A 17,148-nucleotide genomic window follows, 5' to 3' on the forward strand; every position below is an offset into this window, starting at 1 on the left:
AATTTGGGGGCTAGCGTTATGGGTCAGATTACCGAGCATTGGTCCCCCAATTTTAATGAACGCAAATTGCCGATTTCCATGATCGTGCTCCATTATACGGGCATGGAAAGCGGAGCGGCGGCTTTGGCCCGCTTGATGGACCCCAATGCCGAAGTCTCTGCCCATTATTTGGTGGAGGAAGATGGCGCGATCATCGCCATGGTCCGCGAGGACAGGCGGGCTTGGCACGCAGGCCGCTCGCATTGGCGCGGCATTAGCGATGTTAACAGCGCCAGCGTGGGCATCGAAATTGTCAATCCGGGCCATGAATTTGGATATCGCCCTTTTCCGGACGAACAGATCGCGTCGGTCATGCGCTTGGTGCAGGATATTAAGGATCGCCACGCCGTTACGCGCGGGAATATTGTGGGGCACAGCGATATCGCGCCCGCCCGCAAGCAAGACCCCGGTGAATTATTTCCATGGGATGCCTTGGCAAAGCGGCGTTTGGCTTTGCCCCGCCCGACCAAGAATATGACCGACCCCTTGTGGAGCGATGCGGCCTTTTTGCTGGCGTTGGAACGCTTTGGCTATGATGTGACCGATGCGGCGGCGGCGGTTACCGCTTTTCAACGGCGCTTTCGGCCCCAAAATTTGGACGGCGTGATTGATGGCGAATGCCGTGCTTTGCTGCTGGGCTTGTTGCTGCCCAAACCCGAGGGTGAATTTTAATTCCGAGCTGTATCTTTGCTGGTATTTTCCGCAAAGCCCCCCTAGACGCAGCCGTGCCAGAGGGTCGGGCGATCGCCGCCTTGCACTTGCAAGGGGGAGGAAAGTCCGGGCTCCACGGAAATCACGATGCCGGATAACGTCCGGCGGCTCTGTTTCGGCAGGGTTAGGGAAAGTGCCACAGAGAGTAGGTCGCTAAGGCTTTGGCCCAGCGAAAAGTGAAAGGGTGCGGTAAGAGCGCACCGCGCGCACGGTAACGGACGCGGCACGGCAAACCCCATCGGGAGCAAGGTCGAATAGGGACGGCGCGGAGCAATCCAGGGTTGATTCCGACCCAGTCGTCCGGGTTGACTGCTTGAGCCTGTGGGCAACCACAGGCCTAGATGAATGATCGCCTATCCCCGCAAGGGGTGGACAGAACCCGGCTTATAGACCCTCTGGCAATTTCCTTGTTGACCATCGCTGCGCCTTGATGGGCAGCCGCGAGGGGAACGGTACGTCCCGCGCGGCGTTTATAGCCTATCCGACACGCAATATCTGCACAGGAGGCTGATATGCTAGACGAGCATGGCACAACCCGCTTGAATGAAGAAGAAGCCAGCGCTGGTCAAAAGGGCACAGGCATGCGTTATGTGCTGCTGATTTCCCTGTTTCTGGCGGTGGTGATTTTGTCGTTGGTTTGGTTGATTCCGGCGCTGACGCACAGCGCATAATAACGGACTGGATTTACGCGTAGGTCTGCCCGCTGATGTGATACCGACGATGACGCCGTTCCTATCAGGCTGGCGCGCTTTCAACAGTGTCGTCCAAATCGTCGCTATCCTCCCTATGATCGCCCATTTCCGAGCTATCATCGCGGATGATCGCCGCCGTAAAGGGACGATAGGCGATGCTGCGGATTTCCCATTCCTTGGCGCCTGCTGGCAAGATCACGGTGCGTAAATCGCCAATGGCGGCCCCGCGCAGGGCGCGGGCCAGGGGGCTGTTCCAGCCAATCAAGCCGTTGCCAGCATCGGCTTCGTCATCGCCCACCAAGGTGATGTGGCGGCGGTTGTCGTCATCGTCGGCCAGTTCCACGGAAGCACCAAACCAGATGCGGCTTTGGTCCGGTTGGGCGAGCGGGTCGACCACGCGCGCGGCCTTCATGCGGCGCGCCAAAAAGGAAATGCGGCGATCAATTTCGCGCAAGCGTTTGCGGCCATAAATATAGTCGCCATTTTCGCTGCGGTCGCCATTGCCCGCCGCCCAGCTGATGACATCGACCACTTTCGGACGTTCGATGCTGAACAATTGGTCATATTCCGCCCGCAAGGCAGCAAAGCCTGCGGGCGAGATGATGTTATTTTTGACTGGTTGCATCACTTAACCGGGGGTTGGCTTTCCAAGATAGCGGCTGAGCGGTGCTTGCGCATTGCTGTTGCCACCGGAACGCAGCGAATCATAGACTACCGCATTTTCCATCACCCGCTGCACATAGTTGCGGGTTTCGGAAAAGGGTATGGCTTCAATCCATTTCAGCACATCGGCGCCGCCCATGCGGGGGTCGCCATTGCTGCGCAGCCATTTGTTCACATTGCCCGGGCCCGCATTATAAGCGGCGACGGCCAAGGGATAGCTGCCGCCAAAATAGTTCAGCATTTGTTGGAAATAGGTGCTGCCCAGCGTCAGATTATAATTGGTGTCGTTGGTCAGGGCGTTCGCATCATATCCCATGCCAATTTTGGTCGCCACTTCGCGGGCCGTACCCGGCATTAACTGCATCAGGCCGCGTGCATTGGCGTGACTGACGGCGGCTTTGTCAAATTGGCTTTCTTGCCGCGTGATGGCGTGAATGAAAGTCCAGTTGTTTTCATGACCAACGGGCACGCGAACGGTCGGAAAGCCCGACACTTCGACCGAGTCGATGTCATTGGCTTGCGCGCTGCGACCAATCATCACACCCAAGTCGGGGCGGCCAATTGCCCCCGCCAACTGGCCCGCCAGCACATGTTCCGCCGGCGATTTGGCTTTGTTGGATATGGCGCGCAGGAACAAAGTTTGCTCGCGCCACGACCCCAGTTCGCCCAAAGCGCGGGCGGCGCGGACCAAGCGATCATTTTCAAAGGCTTGTTTGTCGGCGTGGCTGACTGGCGTCGTCACTTCGGTTTTGGGTTTGGGTTGCGGGCGGTTCAACCGTTCCAGCGCCAATTGCCCATAAAAGCTTTCGTAAAATTGCGATGCGCTGGTGAAATGTTGCTGGGCGCTGGCGCGGTTACCCGCCGCCAAGGCTGCACGGCCAGCCCAATAATAGCCTTTGGTGCGGGTTTGGGCGCTGCGCGCCGCATCGCCATATTTATGGTAATGTTGCGCGGCCTCGGCAGGACGGCCCAGATCATTCATCGCCAATTGCCCCGCCAGCCATGCCAGCGAGGTATAATCATCGCGCACGCCCAAATCGGCATCGCGAACCACCGTGCCCGCGGGCAGGGCGTCGTCCATTTGCTTGGCGATATTATAGGCTGTCAGCTTGTCGCCGCCGCTATCCGCCTGACGGGCGTTGGTCAGCAGGGTTTCCAGCCATTCTTCGGCATCCAGTGGCGGGGCGCGCAATTGGCGCGGAGCAGACAAAAGCGCGCGCGCTTCGCCGACTCGGCCCGTGGTGCGCAGCCATGTCGCTTTGTCGGTGATATAACCGGCATCTTCGCGGACAAGGGAGGGGTAGCGGCTTTCGATATCGCTGGCTTGGAATGCAGCATCAACAGCCTTGCTGCGCATTGCCAGACGCGCTGCAAAAATCGGGTAAAGTTGCGGGGATGTCATCGGCAGTTGGCGCTGGGCCGCCGCCGTGGCACCGGACCAAAGCAAGCGGTCCATGCGGGCATCATGGTCATTTTGGGTCAGCACGGACCCAAAAAGCGACAAAGCGCGCGACGTTTCATAATCATCCAGCGGGCCAGATGTCCACGCGCGTCGGACGGCATCCGCCGCGTCTTGGCGCTGGCCGCTGGCGTTTAGGGCAATAGCAAGGCGCAGCTCTCCGCTGGGCGTTTTGGGCGGATAAGAGCGGAAAAATGCCACGGTGCGGGCAGGGTCAAAGCTGTCGAGCGAAATGGCTTTTTCAGCGCGGGCGCGCATTTTGTCGGCGTCGGGCCAATTGGGGTTGCTGATCAAGAAGCGAGAAATTTGATCGAAAGATGCATTATTATTTTGGGTCAGGCGTCGCCATTCCAACACAGAATCGGCGACGGAATTAGGCACGCCTGGCGGCGATGCGCTGAGCGTGGAAAGGCCCATTTGTGCCCGATACCATGCGGCTTGTTCAGGAGTTAATTCCTGAGCCATGGCCGAAAATGGCAATAATAAACCTGTCGCTAAGGCGATGCGAGAAATGCTGTGCAGCGTAAACATACCAGCCATGCTATTGGCAAACTCCTTGCGGGGCGCTGAATAGGCGTCCATGAGCGGGCGCGCCGGACAATCCTATCGGTTGCGGCCTGATATTGTAAAGGAGCGGAGCATGTTTTCGGGTTCGATTCCCGCCTTGGTGACGCCATTTCGCGATGGCGCGTTCGACGCGCCAGCATTTGCGCGCCTTGTTGACTGGCAAATTACCGAAGGAAGCAGCGCCTTGGTGCCTTGCGGCACCACGGGCGAAAGCGCCACTTTGGGCTTTGATGAACATTATCAGGTCATTGATGCGTGCATCAGCGCGGCAGATGGCCGTGTGCCCGTGATCGCGGGTTGCGGGTCGAACGATACGGCGACCGCCATTCGGCATATGAAATTTGCGCAAAAAGCCGGTGCAGCGGCTGGTCTGGTGGTGGCACCTTATTATAACCGCCCGACGCAAGCCGGTATTATCGCGCATTTCAAGGCTCTGGCCGATGCGTGCGACCTGCCCATCGTTGTATATAATGTGCCGGGCCGAACCGTGACAGATATTCAGGCGGACACCATGTGCCGATTGGCGCAAATCCCTACCGTTGTGGCGATCAAGGACGCCAGCGGTGATTTGGCCCGTGTCACCCGCCACCGCGCCGGTATAGACGGCGATTTTTGCCAGTTGAGCGGCAATGATGACCTGTGGCTGCCCCATGCGATTTTGGGCGGTGCGGGTGTGATTTCGGTGACCGCCAATGTCGCGCCGCGCTTGTGCGCAGAATTTGCCTCAGCCGCCGCAAAGGGCGAGTGGGATGCAGCCCGCGCTTTGCACGAGCGTTTGTTTGACCTGCACAATGCGATGTTCAGCGATGCTTCACCTGCACCCGTCAAATATGCGTTGTCGCGTGTTCATGATTGGTTTTCGGATGAAGTGCGCCTACCTATTGTCGCGGCATCTGAGGCATCCCGCCAGACCGTTGATGCCGCACTGACAAGTGCAGGAGTGATTTAAAGTCCTATGGCGCGTCCCCAGAATGTCGCAGAGTTTGACAAGAAAAAAGTGGTCGCGGAAAATCGCCGCGCCCGCTTTGACTATGCCATTGAACAAGTGTTTGAGGCTGGCATTGCCTTGCAGGGCACAGAGGTGAAATCTCTGCGTTTTGGTCAAGGCACGATTGCGGAAAGCTATGCCGAGGTTGTGGACGGAGAGGTGTGGCTGGTCAACAGCAATATCCCCGAATTCAGCCATGGAAATCGGTTCAACCATGAACCCAAGCGGCTGCGCAAATTGCTGTTAAACTGGCGTGAAATTAACAAATTACACGCCGGTGTCATGCGGCAAGGCATGACCATCGTACCGCTGTCCGTCTATTTTAACGGACGGGGCCGGGCCAAGGTCGAATTGGCGTTGGCCAAGGGTAAAAAGGCCCATGATAAGCGGGATTCGATCAAAGAACGGGATTGGAAGCGGGATAAGGAACGCTTGATGAAGGACCGTGGATGAGCGGTCGGCGGCCTCGTAGCAAAACGGCTTTGATGGACTGGATACGGCGCAATTCTCCCTCTCGCGAAGAATTGATGGAAAATCGATTCGTGCGGCCTTTTGCGCACCGTGTGTCCCACAGCCATTTGTGGCGCTTTACGCGAACATCCGTTCCGCGCGGTACGGCTTTGGGTTTGTTTGTTGGTATATTTTTCCTGTTGCCGGGTGTGCAAATTTTGGGTGTTGCGCTGCTGGCATTGCCGTTTCGGGCCAATATTCCGATTGGTGCGGCGATGACTTTTTTATCCAACCCATTGACCACGCCGTTCATCATTGCGGCGTCGGTGTGGCTGGGGGATAATATATTTGGCTTTCGGGCCAATGTCGGCGCGTTTAACGCGATGTTGGAACAAGGCGCGACGCTGGGGCAATGGTCGCGCTGGTTGTTGTCGGACGCCGCGCCTGCATTGATCAGTGGATTGTTCATCATTTCGCTGGTCACGGCGGTAGTCGGATATTTTCTGGCCATGCTATTTTGGGACAATCGCATTCGCATGAAATGGCGCCGGAAATTACGCCAAGCTGCCGACCAACGACTTGGCCTTTCGACCAGCGACAGGACGGACGGTTGATCAGACGGGACGATTGGGTCTAGATTATTTCCAGAAAAGCTGAATTTTTCGATATATTTGGCTGTTGCTTTTGAAATCTGGGGATAAATATGACATTTATCAAATCGTCTCGTTCTATATTGCTGGCCGGCGTTGCTTTGGGGTTGGTTGCTCCGGCCATGGCGAAGGATGTTCGCACCGCTCCGGCTCCGGCTGCTGCGCCGACCACGACTGCCGCTGCGCCGCAAGAAAGGGCGCAAATTGGCAGCTATGGCTTTGATACCACGGGAATGGACAAGAGCGTTGCCCCCGGCGATGATTTCTATGGCTATGCGAACGGAACATGGGCGAAAAACACGCCCATCCCAGCGGATAAAAGCAATTATGGCATGTTCACGGCGCTGGACGATTTGTCCCAAGAGCGCACACGCGGCATCCTAGAAGCCGCCAAGTCCGACCCCAATAGCAAAATTGGCCGCGCTTATGCCAGTTTCTTGGACAGCGCGACGGTCGAAGCGCGTGGCCTTGCGCCCATTCAGCCGATGCTGACCAGCATCAACCAAGCCACCAAAGCCAATCTTCCAGCCTTGTTGGCGACATTGGACCGCGATGGCGTGTCGCACTTTTTTGGTGGCTATGTCGGACAGGATGACAAAAATCCTGACGTTTATATTTACTCCATGGGCCAAGGCGGCTTGGGGATGCCGGATCGTGATTTCTATCTGAAGGATGGCGAGCGCAACGTCAGCTTACGTGCGGCTTATTTGAAGCATGTCGAAAATATCCTGACCCGCGTCGGTGTGAAAAATGCGGCTGCGCGGGCCAAGGCGGTTTATGACTTTGAAGTCAAAATTGCTCAGGCCCATTGGGACAAGAATGACAGTAGCGATGCCACCAAAACCTATAATAAGTTAAGCTTGGCGGAGCTGGTCAAAGCGGCGCCTGGTTTTGACTGGACAGCCTTTGTGCGCGGTGTTGGCGTCAAGGAAGATCAGCTATTGGTCGCCCAGCCTAGCGCCTTTGCGGGTGAAGCTAAGCTGTTGGCGGATGCCCCCATACAGGTGATCCGTGATTTGCTGTCGGTTCGTGCGGTCGATTCCTATGCCAATGTGCTGCCAGAAGCCGTAGCGACCGAGAGCTTTGCATTTTATGGCACCGCATTGGATGGCACGCCGCAAATGCAGGAACGTTGGAAGCGGGCCGTAGATTTTACCACATCGCATCTGGGCGATGAGGTTGGCCAAGTATATGTCAGCAAATATTTCCCCGCTCAAACCAAAGCAGAAATGGACGAGCTGGTCCAAAATGTGATCGCGGCCATGGGCCGCCGCATCGATGCGCTGGATTGGATGCAGCCGGAAACCAAAGTGAAGGCGCGCCAGAAATTGGCCAATTTCACTACCAAGATCGGCTATCCTGATCAGTGGCAAGATCTTAGCGCGTTGGACATGACCAGCGATGATTTGTTCGGCAATTTGCTGCGCGCGCGTCAATGGTCGCATGATGATAATATCAGCCAACTCGGCGGACCGATCCGCAAATGGCAATGGTTCATGACCCCCATGACCGTCAATGCTTATGCCAATTTCGGAATGAACGAAATTGTCTTCCCAGCCGCCATTTTGCAGCCACCATTTTTTGACCCCAACGCCGATCCTGCGATCAACTATGGCGGCATTGGCGCGGTGATTGGTCATGAAATCAGCCATCATTTTGACGACCAAGGCGCGAAATATGACGAAAAGGGTCGCCTGTCTGATTGGTGGACCGCCAAGGATGTCGCGGCCTTTGAAGCGGCCAGCAAAGCTCTTGTTGCGCAATATGATGCCTATGAAATTCTGCCCGGTGAAAAGCTGGACGGCACCTTCACCTTGGGTGAAAATATTGGCGACTTGGCGGGTCTGACGGTTGCATATGATGCCTATCGTGCGTCCTTGGGCGGCAAGGAAGCGCCTGTGATTGACGGCATGACCGGCGATCAGCGATTCTTCTTGGGCTGGGCGCAGGTCTGGCGTCGTAACTATCGCGACCAGAATTTGTCGGCACGGATCACAACCGACAGCCATTCTCCATCTATTCAGCGGACTTGGGTGTCGCGGAACCTTGACCCTTGGTACAAAGCCTATCAAGTGCAAAAGGATCAAAAGCTGTATCTGGATCCAAAGGATCGCGTGCGTATTTGGTAACGCACAATAAGGGATGAAGGTCATTGACTGCGCAAAAGCTGCCGACTGCTGAACATCAACGCGGCAGGCGGGGGGAAGCTCCGGCACTTTTGCGCTTTCTGGCGCCCTTGACCCCAAAAGATGGCGCGATCGTCGGCGCCGCTCTATTGCTGTCGGTCGCGTTATTATTTTTCGCGACTGGCAGTTTGGCACTTGCTGCCGGATTTTTGGCGGCCTTACTGTTAATCGGGGCGGGCTTGTTGGTCTGGCGGCGCGCCGTTACGGACCAAGGGGCGGCGGCCAGCGATTTACCCGATTGGACAATGCTGCGCGCGGCGCTCGACCATGATGATATCGCTATTGCGGTGACGGATCGGGGCGGGCAATTGGTTTGCGCCAATGATTTGTTCGCCACATGGATGGGCGGTTTTGTCGTACCGCCGGAATTGCCAGTGGAAGGCCGCGGTGCAGAATTGCTCAACAATGCTGGGCGTATGGCGTGGCGTGATGGCGAAGGGCGCGTCGATGCGTTGGCCATTGGGGCGCTGCGCATCAGGGCGCATATCACCCGCACGGGCGCGGCCGATGAATATTTGGTTTGGCGCTTTTCGGCGCTGGAACGATTTGATGTTGCATCAGAATTAAGCCGTCATTTGGATGGCGCAGGCGGCGCGGCGCTGGCCGAAGCGGGGGTGATGACCGCGCTGGTTAACGCCGAGGGGCGTTTGCGCGTGGCCAACCAAGCCTTTCTGACGCGTGCGCTGGGTGAAAATGATGCGCGGCACTATGTTGGCCGCGACATTGCGCAAATGCTGCGTTTAGACCAACATGGATTGGTCTATTTCGCGCGGGAGGGGGAACGGGCAACCCCGCTTCGCTTGATCCAAATCCCGCTGAATGCACGCGATACGGATGGGCCTTTGTTGTTGGCGTTTGTTGACGAAAGCATTGGTCCGCGTGACCGCAGCACTGCCCAAACCTATATTGAAACCTTGCTGTCCTTGCTGCCGTTCGGTTTGGCGTTGGTCGATCGCGATGGACGATTTTTGTTTATGAACCGGTCCTTTTTGCGGGGCGCAGGGGTGGATGAACAGCAAAAACCACGCTTCCCCGGCGACATTGTGGTTAGCGAGGATAAAGGCCCGCTTGCGGATATGATCCGCCGTCACAGTAGCGGGCAGCAAGTGGGCGGCGATTTGCCGGTTCGTTTAATGTCCCAGCCGGAGGAGCCAGTGCCGCTGCGTGTGGTTGGCGTGCGCGGATTGGGCGAGGCGGCGGTGCTGCTGAGCTTGAAGGATAGCAGCGAGGAGTCGCGCCTGAAGCGGCAAGTCGCGCAGGCGACAAAAATGCAAGCGGTCGGCCAGTTGGCGGGCGGCGTGGCGCATGACTTTAACAATATTTTGACAGCTATTTTGGGTAGCTGTGACTTGATGTTGATGCGTCACACGCCGGGCGACAGCGATTATGATGATATTCAGCAGATCCGCAGCAACGCCAATCGGGCTGCCAGCTTGACGCGGCAGTTGCTTGCTTTTTCGCGCCAGCAAACTCTGCGTCCGCAAATCTTGCAATTGCCCGATGTGATTTCCGAAGTGTCCCACCTTTTGAAACGGTTGATCGGCGATTCCATTCAGCTATCGGTGCATCATGGACGCGGGCTGGGCGCTGTGCGGGCTGATCCTGGTCAGTTGGAACAAGTGATTGTCAATCTGGCCGTGAATGCGCGTGACGCCATGGGCGGACGTGGGACGCTGACCATCGAAACCTATCCGATGACGCCCGACGATGTGCGCAAATTGGGCCATGACTTCATGCCGCCCGCGGACTATAGCGCCATGCGCGTGACCGACACGGGGGCTGGCATCCCGACCGAGATTTTGTCGAAAATCTTTGAACCCTTTTTCACCACCAAAGATGTGGGGAAGGGCACTGGACTGGGGCTGTCGACCGTTTACGGCATAATCAAACAGTCCGCAGGGTTTATCTTTGCCGATAGCCAAGAAGGGGTGGGAACATCCTTCACCGTCTATCTTCCGGTTTACCACGTCGAAAGTGGCACCGCGCCGCTGGCTGCCCAGCCTGCCAAGGTCCGCAAATCGCAGTGGGGAACGGGCCATGTATTGTTGGTAGAGGATGAGGACATGGTCCGCGCCGTGGCCGAGCGTGCCTTGACGCGCGCTGGATATAGCGTGACCACCGCGACGCAGGGCGAAGAGGGGTTGGAGCGTTTCCACCAAATGGACCATGTCGACCTGATCATCAGCGATGTGGTGATGCCGACCTTGGACGGGCCATCCATGGTGCGGGAGATGCGAAAGAAACGCCCCGATTTGCCAGTTTTGTTTATGTCCGGCTATGCAGAAGAACAATTGCGTCAATCGATCGATATTGATCAAGTGACCTTTTTGCCGAAACCTTTCTCTGTCGCCCAATTGGCAGAGGCAACATCGGCCGCATTGGACGAAGCGAATTTGAGAAAAGATCATGAGTGATAAAGGCCGTATCTTGGTTGTCGAAGACGATGTGCTGATTGGCATGTTGTTGGGTGATATGTTTGAAGCGTTGGAGTATGATCCTCCGGCACAGGCTTCGAATAATTTTGCAGCGCTCGAAATCTTGAACAGCGAATCCATTGTCGGTGCGTTGGTTGATATCAATTTGGGCGGCGAAAAAGGTTGGCCTGTGGCCGCTGAATTGACGCGGCGCGGCATTCAATTTGCCTTTACCACTGGCGGCGGAACAGAGGTTCCAGAGGCCTATCGCCACATTGATGTGGTCACAAAACCCTTCCGCTTAAAAGATATTGAGGCGGTGGTTGAAAGCTTTCGCCAAGGCTGATTAAAATTTATTTGTTCCCCTCTTGTTCTGTGTGAACAAAAGCGATACATCGGTCAGGCGTTGCGGTGCGTCTGCCTTCGCTCTAGAGCAGGAAAGGAACGGTCATGGCCGGACAATTGTCACTCGTCGAATCGGGGAAATCAGTGAACGGAACGGACAGGCAGAAGGCGCTCGACGCCGCTCTTGCACAAATTGATCGGGCTTTTGGTAAAGGCTCGGTGATGAAATTGGGGTCCAAGGAAGCTATGCAGGTTGAGGCTATCTCAACCGGTTCTTTGGGACTGGACATCGCATTGGGCGTGGGCGGTTTGCCGCGCGGGCGTGTGATTGAAATTTATGGACCGGAAAGCTCCGGTAAAACCACCTTGGCGCTGCATACTATTGCAGAGGCGCAGAAAATGGGTGGAACAGCGGCCTTTGTTGACGCGGAACATGCTCTGGACCCAGTCTATGCCCGCAAATTGGGCGTGAATATTGACGATCTGTTGGTGTCTCAGCCCGATACGGGTGAACAGGCGCTGGAGATTGTCGATACATTGGTGCGTTCCAATGCAATTGACGTTTTGGTGGTCGACTCGGTTGCCGCCTTGGTGCCGCGTGCGGAAATCGAAGGCGAAATGGGCGACAGCCATGTCGGCTTGCAAGCCCGCTTGATGTCGCAATCGCTACGTAAATTGACGGGTTCGATTAGCCGTTCGCGTTGCATGGTGATTTTCATCAACCAATTGCGCATGAAAATTGGCGTGATGTATGGAAACCCTGAAACCACCACTGGCGGAAATGCGCTAAAATTCTATGCTTCTGTCCGCTTGGATATTCGCCGTATCGGTGCGGTGAAGGATCGCGATGAAGTGGTCGGTAACGCTACACGCGTCAAGGTTGTGAAGAACAAGGTCGCTCCTCCCTTTAAGCAGGTGGAGTTTGACATCATGTACGGTGAGGGCATTTCGAAAATTGGCGAAATGCTGGATCTGGGCGTGAAGGCCGGTGTGGTGGAAAAGGCTGGCGCTTGGTTCAGCTATGACTCCGTTCGCATTGGTCAAGGCCGTGAAAACTCCAAAAAATTCTTGTTGGATAACCCAGAGTTGGCCCAGCGTTTGGAAACTGCCATTCGCGGCCGCCGTGACGCGGTGGCCGAAGAATTAATGGTTGGTCCGGGCGAAAATAGCGAGGATTGAGGAGAGGGTATAAACCCGCCTTGTCGCGATAATGGACGAACAGGGTCTGCCTAAAATGTTAGGCGGACCCTGTTTTGTTTGGGAAGCGATTTTGCAGTCTGCGCGGACCAAGGCTTTGGTCAACTGTTGGTCGTGCCGCTAGGAGCATGACCCATGCTGCGAGGCGTGTTGCATGATGACGGCCCGACGATGCGAATATCAAGGGCCGACCATGACGCCGCCCCGCGCCAGCAACCCATATGATGGTGCTTTGATAGCTAGTGCTGCGGAGTGTTCACCCAATATCGTTTTATATTACCGGCTGGCATCATCCGCTGGGCTTTTTGAAGTTTTTCCCTGCGCATGCCCGTATAAATATTGTTCCAGCTTCAACTCGGTTGCGTGGTTGGTTTGAGGTGGGCTTACCCAGTCGCTCCATCGCACCATTTTGCCGACGGGGTATTTGGAGCGGCATAATCAAAGGGCTTGGATGTTTGGAGGCGCTGACCTTGTGGTCTGCCATAAGGAAGGAATGGGCGGATGATCAAATCATATAATTTAAGGTGCGGTGACATGGATAGGGGGGGCAACGGCGCATGGCGTGCGGCAGGACGGGGGCGGCACGCGGCGGATATCGCTTGCTGTGCTGGGGAAATTGGGTCAGCTTAATCCATGGGGGTTAATGGCGACATGGCTGCGGGTGTCATGACCAATCAGGCTAGGAATTATGATGCCGTTGATCGTTCACCATCTGAACAATAGCCGTAGCCAGCGCATTTTATGGCTGCTGGAAGAATTGGCCTTGGATTATGAAATCCGCCGCTATGAACGGGATGCCGTCAGCAATTTGGCACCGGAGGAACTGCGAGCGATCCATCCCCTTGGGAAATCACCAGTGCTAGAGGATGATGGCCGCATCATCAGCGAATCTGGGGCGATTGTGGAATATATTTGCCGCTGCCATGGCGGGCAGCATCTTGTTCCGGCCGTGGAGGACGCGTCCTATATTCGCTATTTGGAGTTTCTGCATTTCGCGGAGGGTTCGGCGATGACGCCCATTTTGCTGAACCTTTATACTTCGCGTTTGGGGGATGCGGGCTTGCCGCTGCGGGCGCGTATTGATCAGCAATTGGAATTGCATTTCCAATATATGGAAGACGCGTTGGCACAGCACCCATTTTTTGCTGGCGATGATTTTTCGGCTTCCGATATCATGATGAGCTTTCCTGCCGAGGTGGCAGTGATGAACGGCGGTCCAGCCTATCCGCGACTGGCGGCCTTTGTGGATGCTTGTCACGCGCGGCCTGCATGGCAGCGCGCGCGGGAGCGGGGCGGAAGCTATTTTATATTTTGATCAAATATTTGGATAAGTGATGATGATAATCCGAAACGCTATGTTCATCGGTGTTGCTGGCCTATGGGCCGCAGCCACTAGCGCGGCAACTATCAGCGAGGGTCGGGCCACTGAACTGGCCAAGCCAGCCGGGAAGGCTGCTGTTGGTGCCTTATCGCCATCCTTGACGATGAGCGACGGGGCGGTGTTGGATCTGCAAGCGGGATTTTCGGCCGCTACGCCGCCAAGTGAGGCGAGCAAGGCGCAAGCGTTCGCAAAGGTGGCAGCTTATGCCAAGGCTTTGAGTGACCGCGATTTTACGGCGGCTTATGCTATGCTGCGCTTATCCTATCAGGCGGCGAATCCCAAAATTCATTGGGAGATGAATTTGCGCGATCGTGGTGATTTATGGGCCAATGGAGCTGTGAAAATTTTGCGGAGCAGTTGGACCCGTGATCCGGCTGGTCAGCCCACCGGAAATTACGCTGCCTTTGATTTTTTGGGATATCGGTCCAATGGGGATTTCGATTGCGGCACTATTGTTGTTCATCAACCATTTGAAAATTCAGAGTTTTCAATAGTCAGAACCGAAGCGAATTACGTGGCCGCTGAATTTCTGGACAACGGCGTTCCCAATGCAAATATCTTGCCGCAACTGCCATGTTTTGTCGGCAATGCTTTTGCCGGAAAGTCGTGATGCATTTTTCTATCAGCTTGAACGGCTTTCACGGCTTGTCGAACAGGGAGAAAGTCCCTAATTCGCGCGCATGACATCGACCAATGACATCCGCCGGTCCTTCCTCGACTATTTCGGGGGCGCTGGACATCATGTTGAACCTTCGTCACCTTTGGTGCCGCACAATGACCCGACATTGATGTTTGTCAACGCGGGTATGGTGCCGTTCAAAAATGTGTTCACGGGGCTTGAAAAGCGCCCATATACCACGGCGACATCGTCGCAAAAGTGCGTGCGCGCCGGCGGTAAGCATAATGACCTTGATAATGTGGGCTTTACGGCCCGCCACCACACCTTCTTTGAAATGCTGGGCAATTTCTCGTTCGGTGATTATTTCAAAGAAGAAGCGATCCACCATGCTTGGACGCTGATCACCAAGGAATGGGGCCTGCCAGCCGAAAAGCTGACGGCCACCGTTTATCACACCGACGACGAAGCCTTTAATTTGTGGCGCAAGATTTCGGGTCTGCCGGAAGAACGCATTATCCGCATTCCGACCAATGATAATTTCTGGTCGATGGGCGATACGGGGCCTTGCGGTCCGTGCAGCGAAATTTTCTTTGACCATGGCGACCATATTTGGGGTGGTCCTCCGGGCTCGCCGGAAGAAGATGGCGACCGTTTCGTTGAAATCTGGAACCTGGTGTTCATGCAATATGAACAAATGGCGGGTGGCGAACGCGTCGACTTGCCACGTCCCAGCATCGACACCGGCATGGGCTTGGAACGCATCGCGGCTGTGATGCAAGGCGTGCACGACAATTATGACACGGACACGTTCAAGGCGCTGATCGCGGCCTCGGTTGATCTGACCGGCGTGCCGGCGGATGAAGCGCGCCGCGCGAGCCACCGCGTGATCGCCGATCATCTGCGCGCATCGAGCTTTTTGATTGCCGACGGCGTGCTGCCGTCGAATGAAGGCCGTGGCTATGTGCTGCGCCGCATTATGCGCCGCGCCATGCGTCATGCGCATTTGCTGGGTGCGAAGGATCCGTTGATGCACCGTCTGTTGCCGTCTTTGGCGACGGAAATGGGTGCGGCCTATCCGGAACTGCTTCGGGCGCAACCCTTGATTTCGGAAACGCTAGAGCGCGAAGAAACCAAATTCCGTCAGACGTTGGACAAGGGCCTGCGCCTCCTTGAAGTCGAAGTAGATGCGATCGAGCGAATGTCGCAAGCCTATAACGATTCTGCTAACGTCGGCTTTGACCAACCAGACGCTATCCGTTTCCCAAATAACGCCCCGCCAAAGCGGGAATTGTCGGGCGAGGTTGCGTTCAAGCTTTATGACACTTTCGGCTTTCCTTACGATTTGACCGAAGATGCATTGCGTACGCAGAACATCACGGTTGACCGCGAAGGTTTCGACAAAGCTATGGCCAAGCAAAAGGCGGCGGCGCGTGCGGCTTGGAAAGGCAGCGGGGAAAAGGCTTCGGACGAGATTTGGTTTGACCTTGCGGAAAGCAACGGCAGCACCGAATTCATCGGCTATACGGGTACGTCCGGCGAAGCGAGCATTGTTGCTTTGGTTAAGGACGGTGCGACCGTGGATCAGGCGTCGGCTGGCGACGATGTGATTGTGTTGACCAACCAAACGCCATTTTATGGCGAGAGCGGCGGTCAGGCTGGCGATGCTGGCATGATTACGACGTTGGACGGCGTGAAGGCGGTGGTTTCGGACACGTCGAAGCCGCTGGGCCGTTTGCATGCGCACCACGCCAAGCTGGAAAGCGGCACGTTGAAGGTGGGCGACAGCATTTTGCTGACCGTCGACGCCCAGCGCCGTGACCGTATTCGCGCCAACCATAGTGCGACCCACTTGCTTCATGCGGCGCTGCGCGGTCATTTGGGCGGACATGTGACGCAGAAGGGCAGCTTGGTTGCCGAAGATCGTCTGCGTTTTGACTTTTCCCACCCCAAGGCGCTGAGCCCCGAGGAAATTGCGGCCATTGAAGCGGAAGTGAATGCGCAAATTCGCGGCAATGAAGCGGTGACGACCCGCTTGATGACGCCGGAAGATGCGATTGAAGCCGGCGCAATGGCGCTGTTTGGCGAGAAATATGGCGATGAAGTTCGCGTGCTGTCGATGGGCGCGGGCGATGGCAAAAGCTATTCGGTCGAACTGTGCGGCGGCACCCATGTTCGGGCGCTGGGCGACATTGCTTTGCTGAAAATCGTAAGCGAATCGGCCGTTTCGTCGGGCGTTCGCCGTATCGAAGCCTTGACCGGTGAAGCGGCGCGTTTGTGGTTGGTGAACCGTGACGATGCGCTGAAGTCGGTGGCTGCGACGCTGAAAACCACACCGGATGATGTGCCGAGCCGTGTTGCGGCCTTGGCCGATGCGCTGAAGAAAGCGGAACGCGAATTGGCCGACGCCAAAAAGGCATTGGCGATGGGCGGCGGTGCTGGCGGAAATGGTCCAGCGGTGGAAACCGTCGGGTCGACAGCATTTATCGCGCAAGTGGTTGACGGTTTGGACCCCAAAAATCTGCGCGGCGCGGTGGATGATCTGAAAAAACAGGTCGGAACGGGTGTGGCGATGCTGGTGGCGATCAATGAAGGCCGCGCTTCGGTGGCTGTTGGTGTAGCTGGCGATGCGGGGCAGAGCGCCGTTGATCTGGTGAAGCTGGCGGTGGCGGCGCTGGGCGGTCAAGGCGGCGGTGGTCGTCCGGATATGGCGCAAGGCGGCGGTCCAAACGGCGATGCCGCGCAAGATGCTGTCGCTGCAGTCCGCGCCGCATTGTCCGCCTGATGGTG

General features: G+C 56.3%; 13 protein-coding genes, 1 other RNA gene and 1 pseudogene. 13 read left to right on the forward strand and 2 right to left on the reverse strand.

The annotated features are described in order from the left end of the window. The first annotated feature begins 18 nt into the window (after nt 1-18). The 3 genes from LKO31_RS12910 to LKO31_RS12920 all read left to right on the forward strand — a co-directional run bounded on the left by LKO31_RS12910 (nt 19) and on the right by LKO31_RS12920 (nt 1,421). Complete coding sequence (locus LKO31_RS12910) at nt 19-711, forward strand: N-acetylmuramoyl-L-alanine amidase (RefSeq protein WP_227690969.1); 693 nt, start codon at nt 19-21, stop codon at nt 709-711. A gap of 56 nt (nt 712-767) precedes the next feature. Continuing rightward, nucleotides 768-1,153, forward strand: an RNA gene (gene rnpB, locus LKO31_RS12915) — RNase P RNA component class A. Between the two features lie 109 nt (nt 1,154-1,262). Beyond that, nucleotides 1,263-1,421, forward strand: coding sequence for a hypothetical protein (locus LKO31_RS12920; RefSeq protein WP_227690970.1), 159 nt, complete (start codon nt 1,263-1,265; stop codon nt 1,419-1,421). A 169-nt stretch (nt 1,422-1,590) separates the two neighbouring features. Here LKO31_RS12920 and greB read toward each other — a convergent pair. Continuing rightward, nucleotides 1,591-2,067: pseudogene (greB, locus tag LKO31_RS12925) on the reverse strand (transcription elongation factor GreB); the annotation flags it as partial. 3 nt (nt 2,068-2,070) lie between these two features. Continuing rightward, nucleotides 2,071-4,104: a lytic transglycosylase domain-containing protein gene (locus tag LKO31_RS12930; protein WP_227690971.1), complete on the reverse strand. Its 2,034-nt coding sequence runs from the start codon at nt 4,102-4,104 to the stop codon at nt 2,071-2,073. Nucleotides 4,105-4,204: 100 nt separating this feature from the next. Here LKO31_RS12930 and dapA point away from each other — a divergent pair, with 100 nt between their 5' ends. The 10 genes from dapA (at nt 4,205) to alaS (ending at nt 17,143) form a co-directional block, all read left to right on the forward strand. Beyond that, on the forward strand, nt 4,205-5,080 hold the full coding sequence (dapA, locus tag LKO31_RS12935; RefSeq protein ID WP_227690972.1) for a 4-hydroxy-tetrahydrodipicolinate synthase: 876 nt from the start codon (nt 4,205-4,207) through the stop codon (nt 5,078-5,080). A 6-nt stretch (nt 5,081-5,086) separates the two neighbouring features. Further along, nucleotides 5,087-5,572: an SsrA-binding protein SmpB gene (gene smpB, locus LKO31_RS12940; RefSeq protein WP_227690973.1), complete on the forward strand. Its 486-nt coding sequence runs from the start codon at nt 5,087-5,089 to the stop codon at nt 5,570-5,572. A 74-nt stretch (nt 5,573-5,646) separates the two neighbouring features. Beyond that, complete coding sequence (locus LKO31_RS12945) at nt 5,647-6,183, forward strand: DUF2062 domain-containing protein (RefSeq protein ID WP_227690974.1); 537 nt, start codon at nt 5,647-5,649, stop codon at nt 6,181-6,183. Between the two features lie 89 nt (nt 6,184-6,272). Beyond that, a complete protein-coding gene (locus tag LKO31_RS12950; RefSeq protein WP_227690975.1) occupies nt 6,273-8,348 on the forward strand; it encodes a M13 family metallopeptidase in 2,076 nt (691 codons plus the stop codon). Between the two features lie 107 nt (nt 8,349-8,455). Beyond that, nucleotides 8,456-10,819 carry a hybrid sensor histidine kinase/response regulator gene (locus LKO31_RS12955; protein ID WP_227690976.1) on the forward strand — a complete coding sequence of 788 codons (2,364 nt, stop codon included), beginning with the start codon at nt 8,456-8,458 and terminating at the stop codon, nt 10,817-10,819. Next, complete coding sequence (locus LKO31_RS12960; RefSeq protein WP_227690977.1) at nt 10,812-11,165, forward strand: response regulator; 354 nt, start codon at nt 10,812-10,814, stop codon at nt 11,163-11,165. Before LKO31_RS12955 ends, LKO31_RS12960 begins: the two co-directional genes overlap by 8 nt. A gap of 104 nt (nt 11,166-11,269) precedes the next feature. Beyond that, entirely contained in the window at nt 11,270-12,343 is a 1,074-nt protein-coding gene (gene recA / locus LKO31_RS12965) for a recombinase RecA (RefSeq protein ID WP_227690978.1), read from the forward strand. 709 nt (nt 12,344-13,052) lie between these two features. Continuing rightward, complete coding sequence (locus LKO31_RS12970; RefSeq protein WP_227691248.1) at nt 13,053-13,676, forward strand: glutathione S-transferase family protein; 624 nt, start codon at nt 13,053-13,055, stop codon at nt 13,674-13,676. A 259-nt stretch (nt 13,677-13,935) separates the two neighbouring features. After that, nucleotides 13,936-14,352, forward strand: coding sequence for a hypothetical protein (locus tag LKO31_RS12975; protein ID WP_227690979.1), 417 nt, complete (start codon nt 13,936-13,938; stop codon nt 14,350-14,352). A gap of 70 nt (nt 14,353-14,422) precedes the next feature. Then, the gene (alaS, locus tag LKO31_RS12980) at nt 14,423-17,143 is read left to right on the forward strand and encodes an alanine--tRNA ligase (RefSeq protein ID WP_227690980.1); all 2,721 of its coding nucleotides are present in this window, start codon (nt 14,423-14,425) and stop codon (nt 17,141-17,143) included. The last annotated feature ends 5 nt before the right edge of the window (nt 17,144-17,148 follow it).

Source organism: Sphingopyxis yananensis, from assembly GCF_020687785.1.
Classification (GTDB): domain Bacteria; phylum Pseudomonadota; class Alphaproteobacteria; order Sphingomonadales; family Sphingomonadaceae; genus Sphingopyxis; species Sphingopyxis yananensis.

Excerpts from the sequence above, each read along its gene's own strand:
- LKO31_RS12910 (WP_227690969.1), top strand. The coding sequence starts at position 19 with ATGGGTCAGATTACCGAGCATTGGTCCCCCAATTTTAATGAACGCAAA.
- LKO31_RS12920 (WP_227690970.1), top strand. The coding sequence starts at position 1,263 with ATGCTAGACGAGCATGGCACAACCCGCTTGAATGAAGAAGAAGCCAGC.
- LKO31_RS12930 (WP_227690971.1), bottom strand. The coding sequence starts at position 4,104 with ATGGCTGGTATGTTTACGCTGCACAGCATTTCTCGCATCGCCTTAGCG.
- dapA (WP_227690972.1), top strand. The coding sequence starts at position 4,205 with ATGTTTTCGGGTTCGATTCCCGCCTTGGTGACGCCATTTCGCGATGGC.
- smpB (WP_227690973.1), top strand. The coding sequence starts at position 5,087 with ATGGCGCGTCCCCAGAATGTCGCAGAGTTTGACAAGAAAAAAGTGGTC.
- LKO31_RS12945 (WP_227690974.1), top strand. The coding sequence starts at position 5,647 with ATGGAAAATCGATTCGTGCGGCCTTTTGCGCACCGTGTGTCCCACAGC.
- LKO31_RS12950 (WP_227690975.1), top strand. The coding sequence starts at position 6,273 with ATGACATTTATCAAATCGTCTCGTTCTATATTGCTGGCCGGCGTTGCT.
- LKO31_RS12960 (WP_227690977.1), top strand. The coding sequence starts at position 10,812 with ATGAGTGATAAAGGCCGTATCTTGGTTGTCGAAGACGATGTGCTGATT.
- recA (WP_227690978.1), top strand. The coding sequence starts at position 11,270 with ATGGCCGGACAATTGTCACTCGTCGAATCGGGGAAATCAGTGAACGGA.
- LKO31_RS12970 (WP_227691248.1), top strand. The coding sequence starts at position 13,053 with ATGCCGTTGATCGTTCACCATCTGAACAATAGCCGTAGCCAGCGCATT.
- alaS (WP_227690980.1), top strand. The coding sequence starts at position 14,423 with ATGACATCGACCAATGACATCCGCCGGTCCTTCCTCGACTATTTCGGG.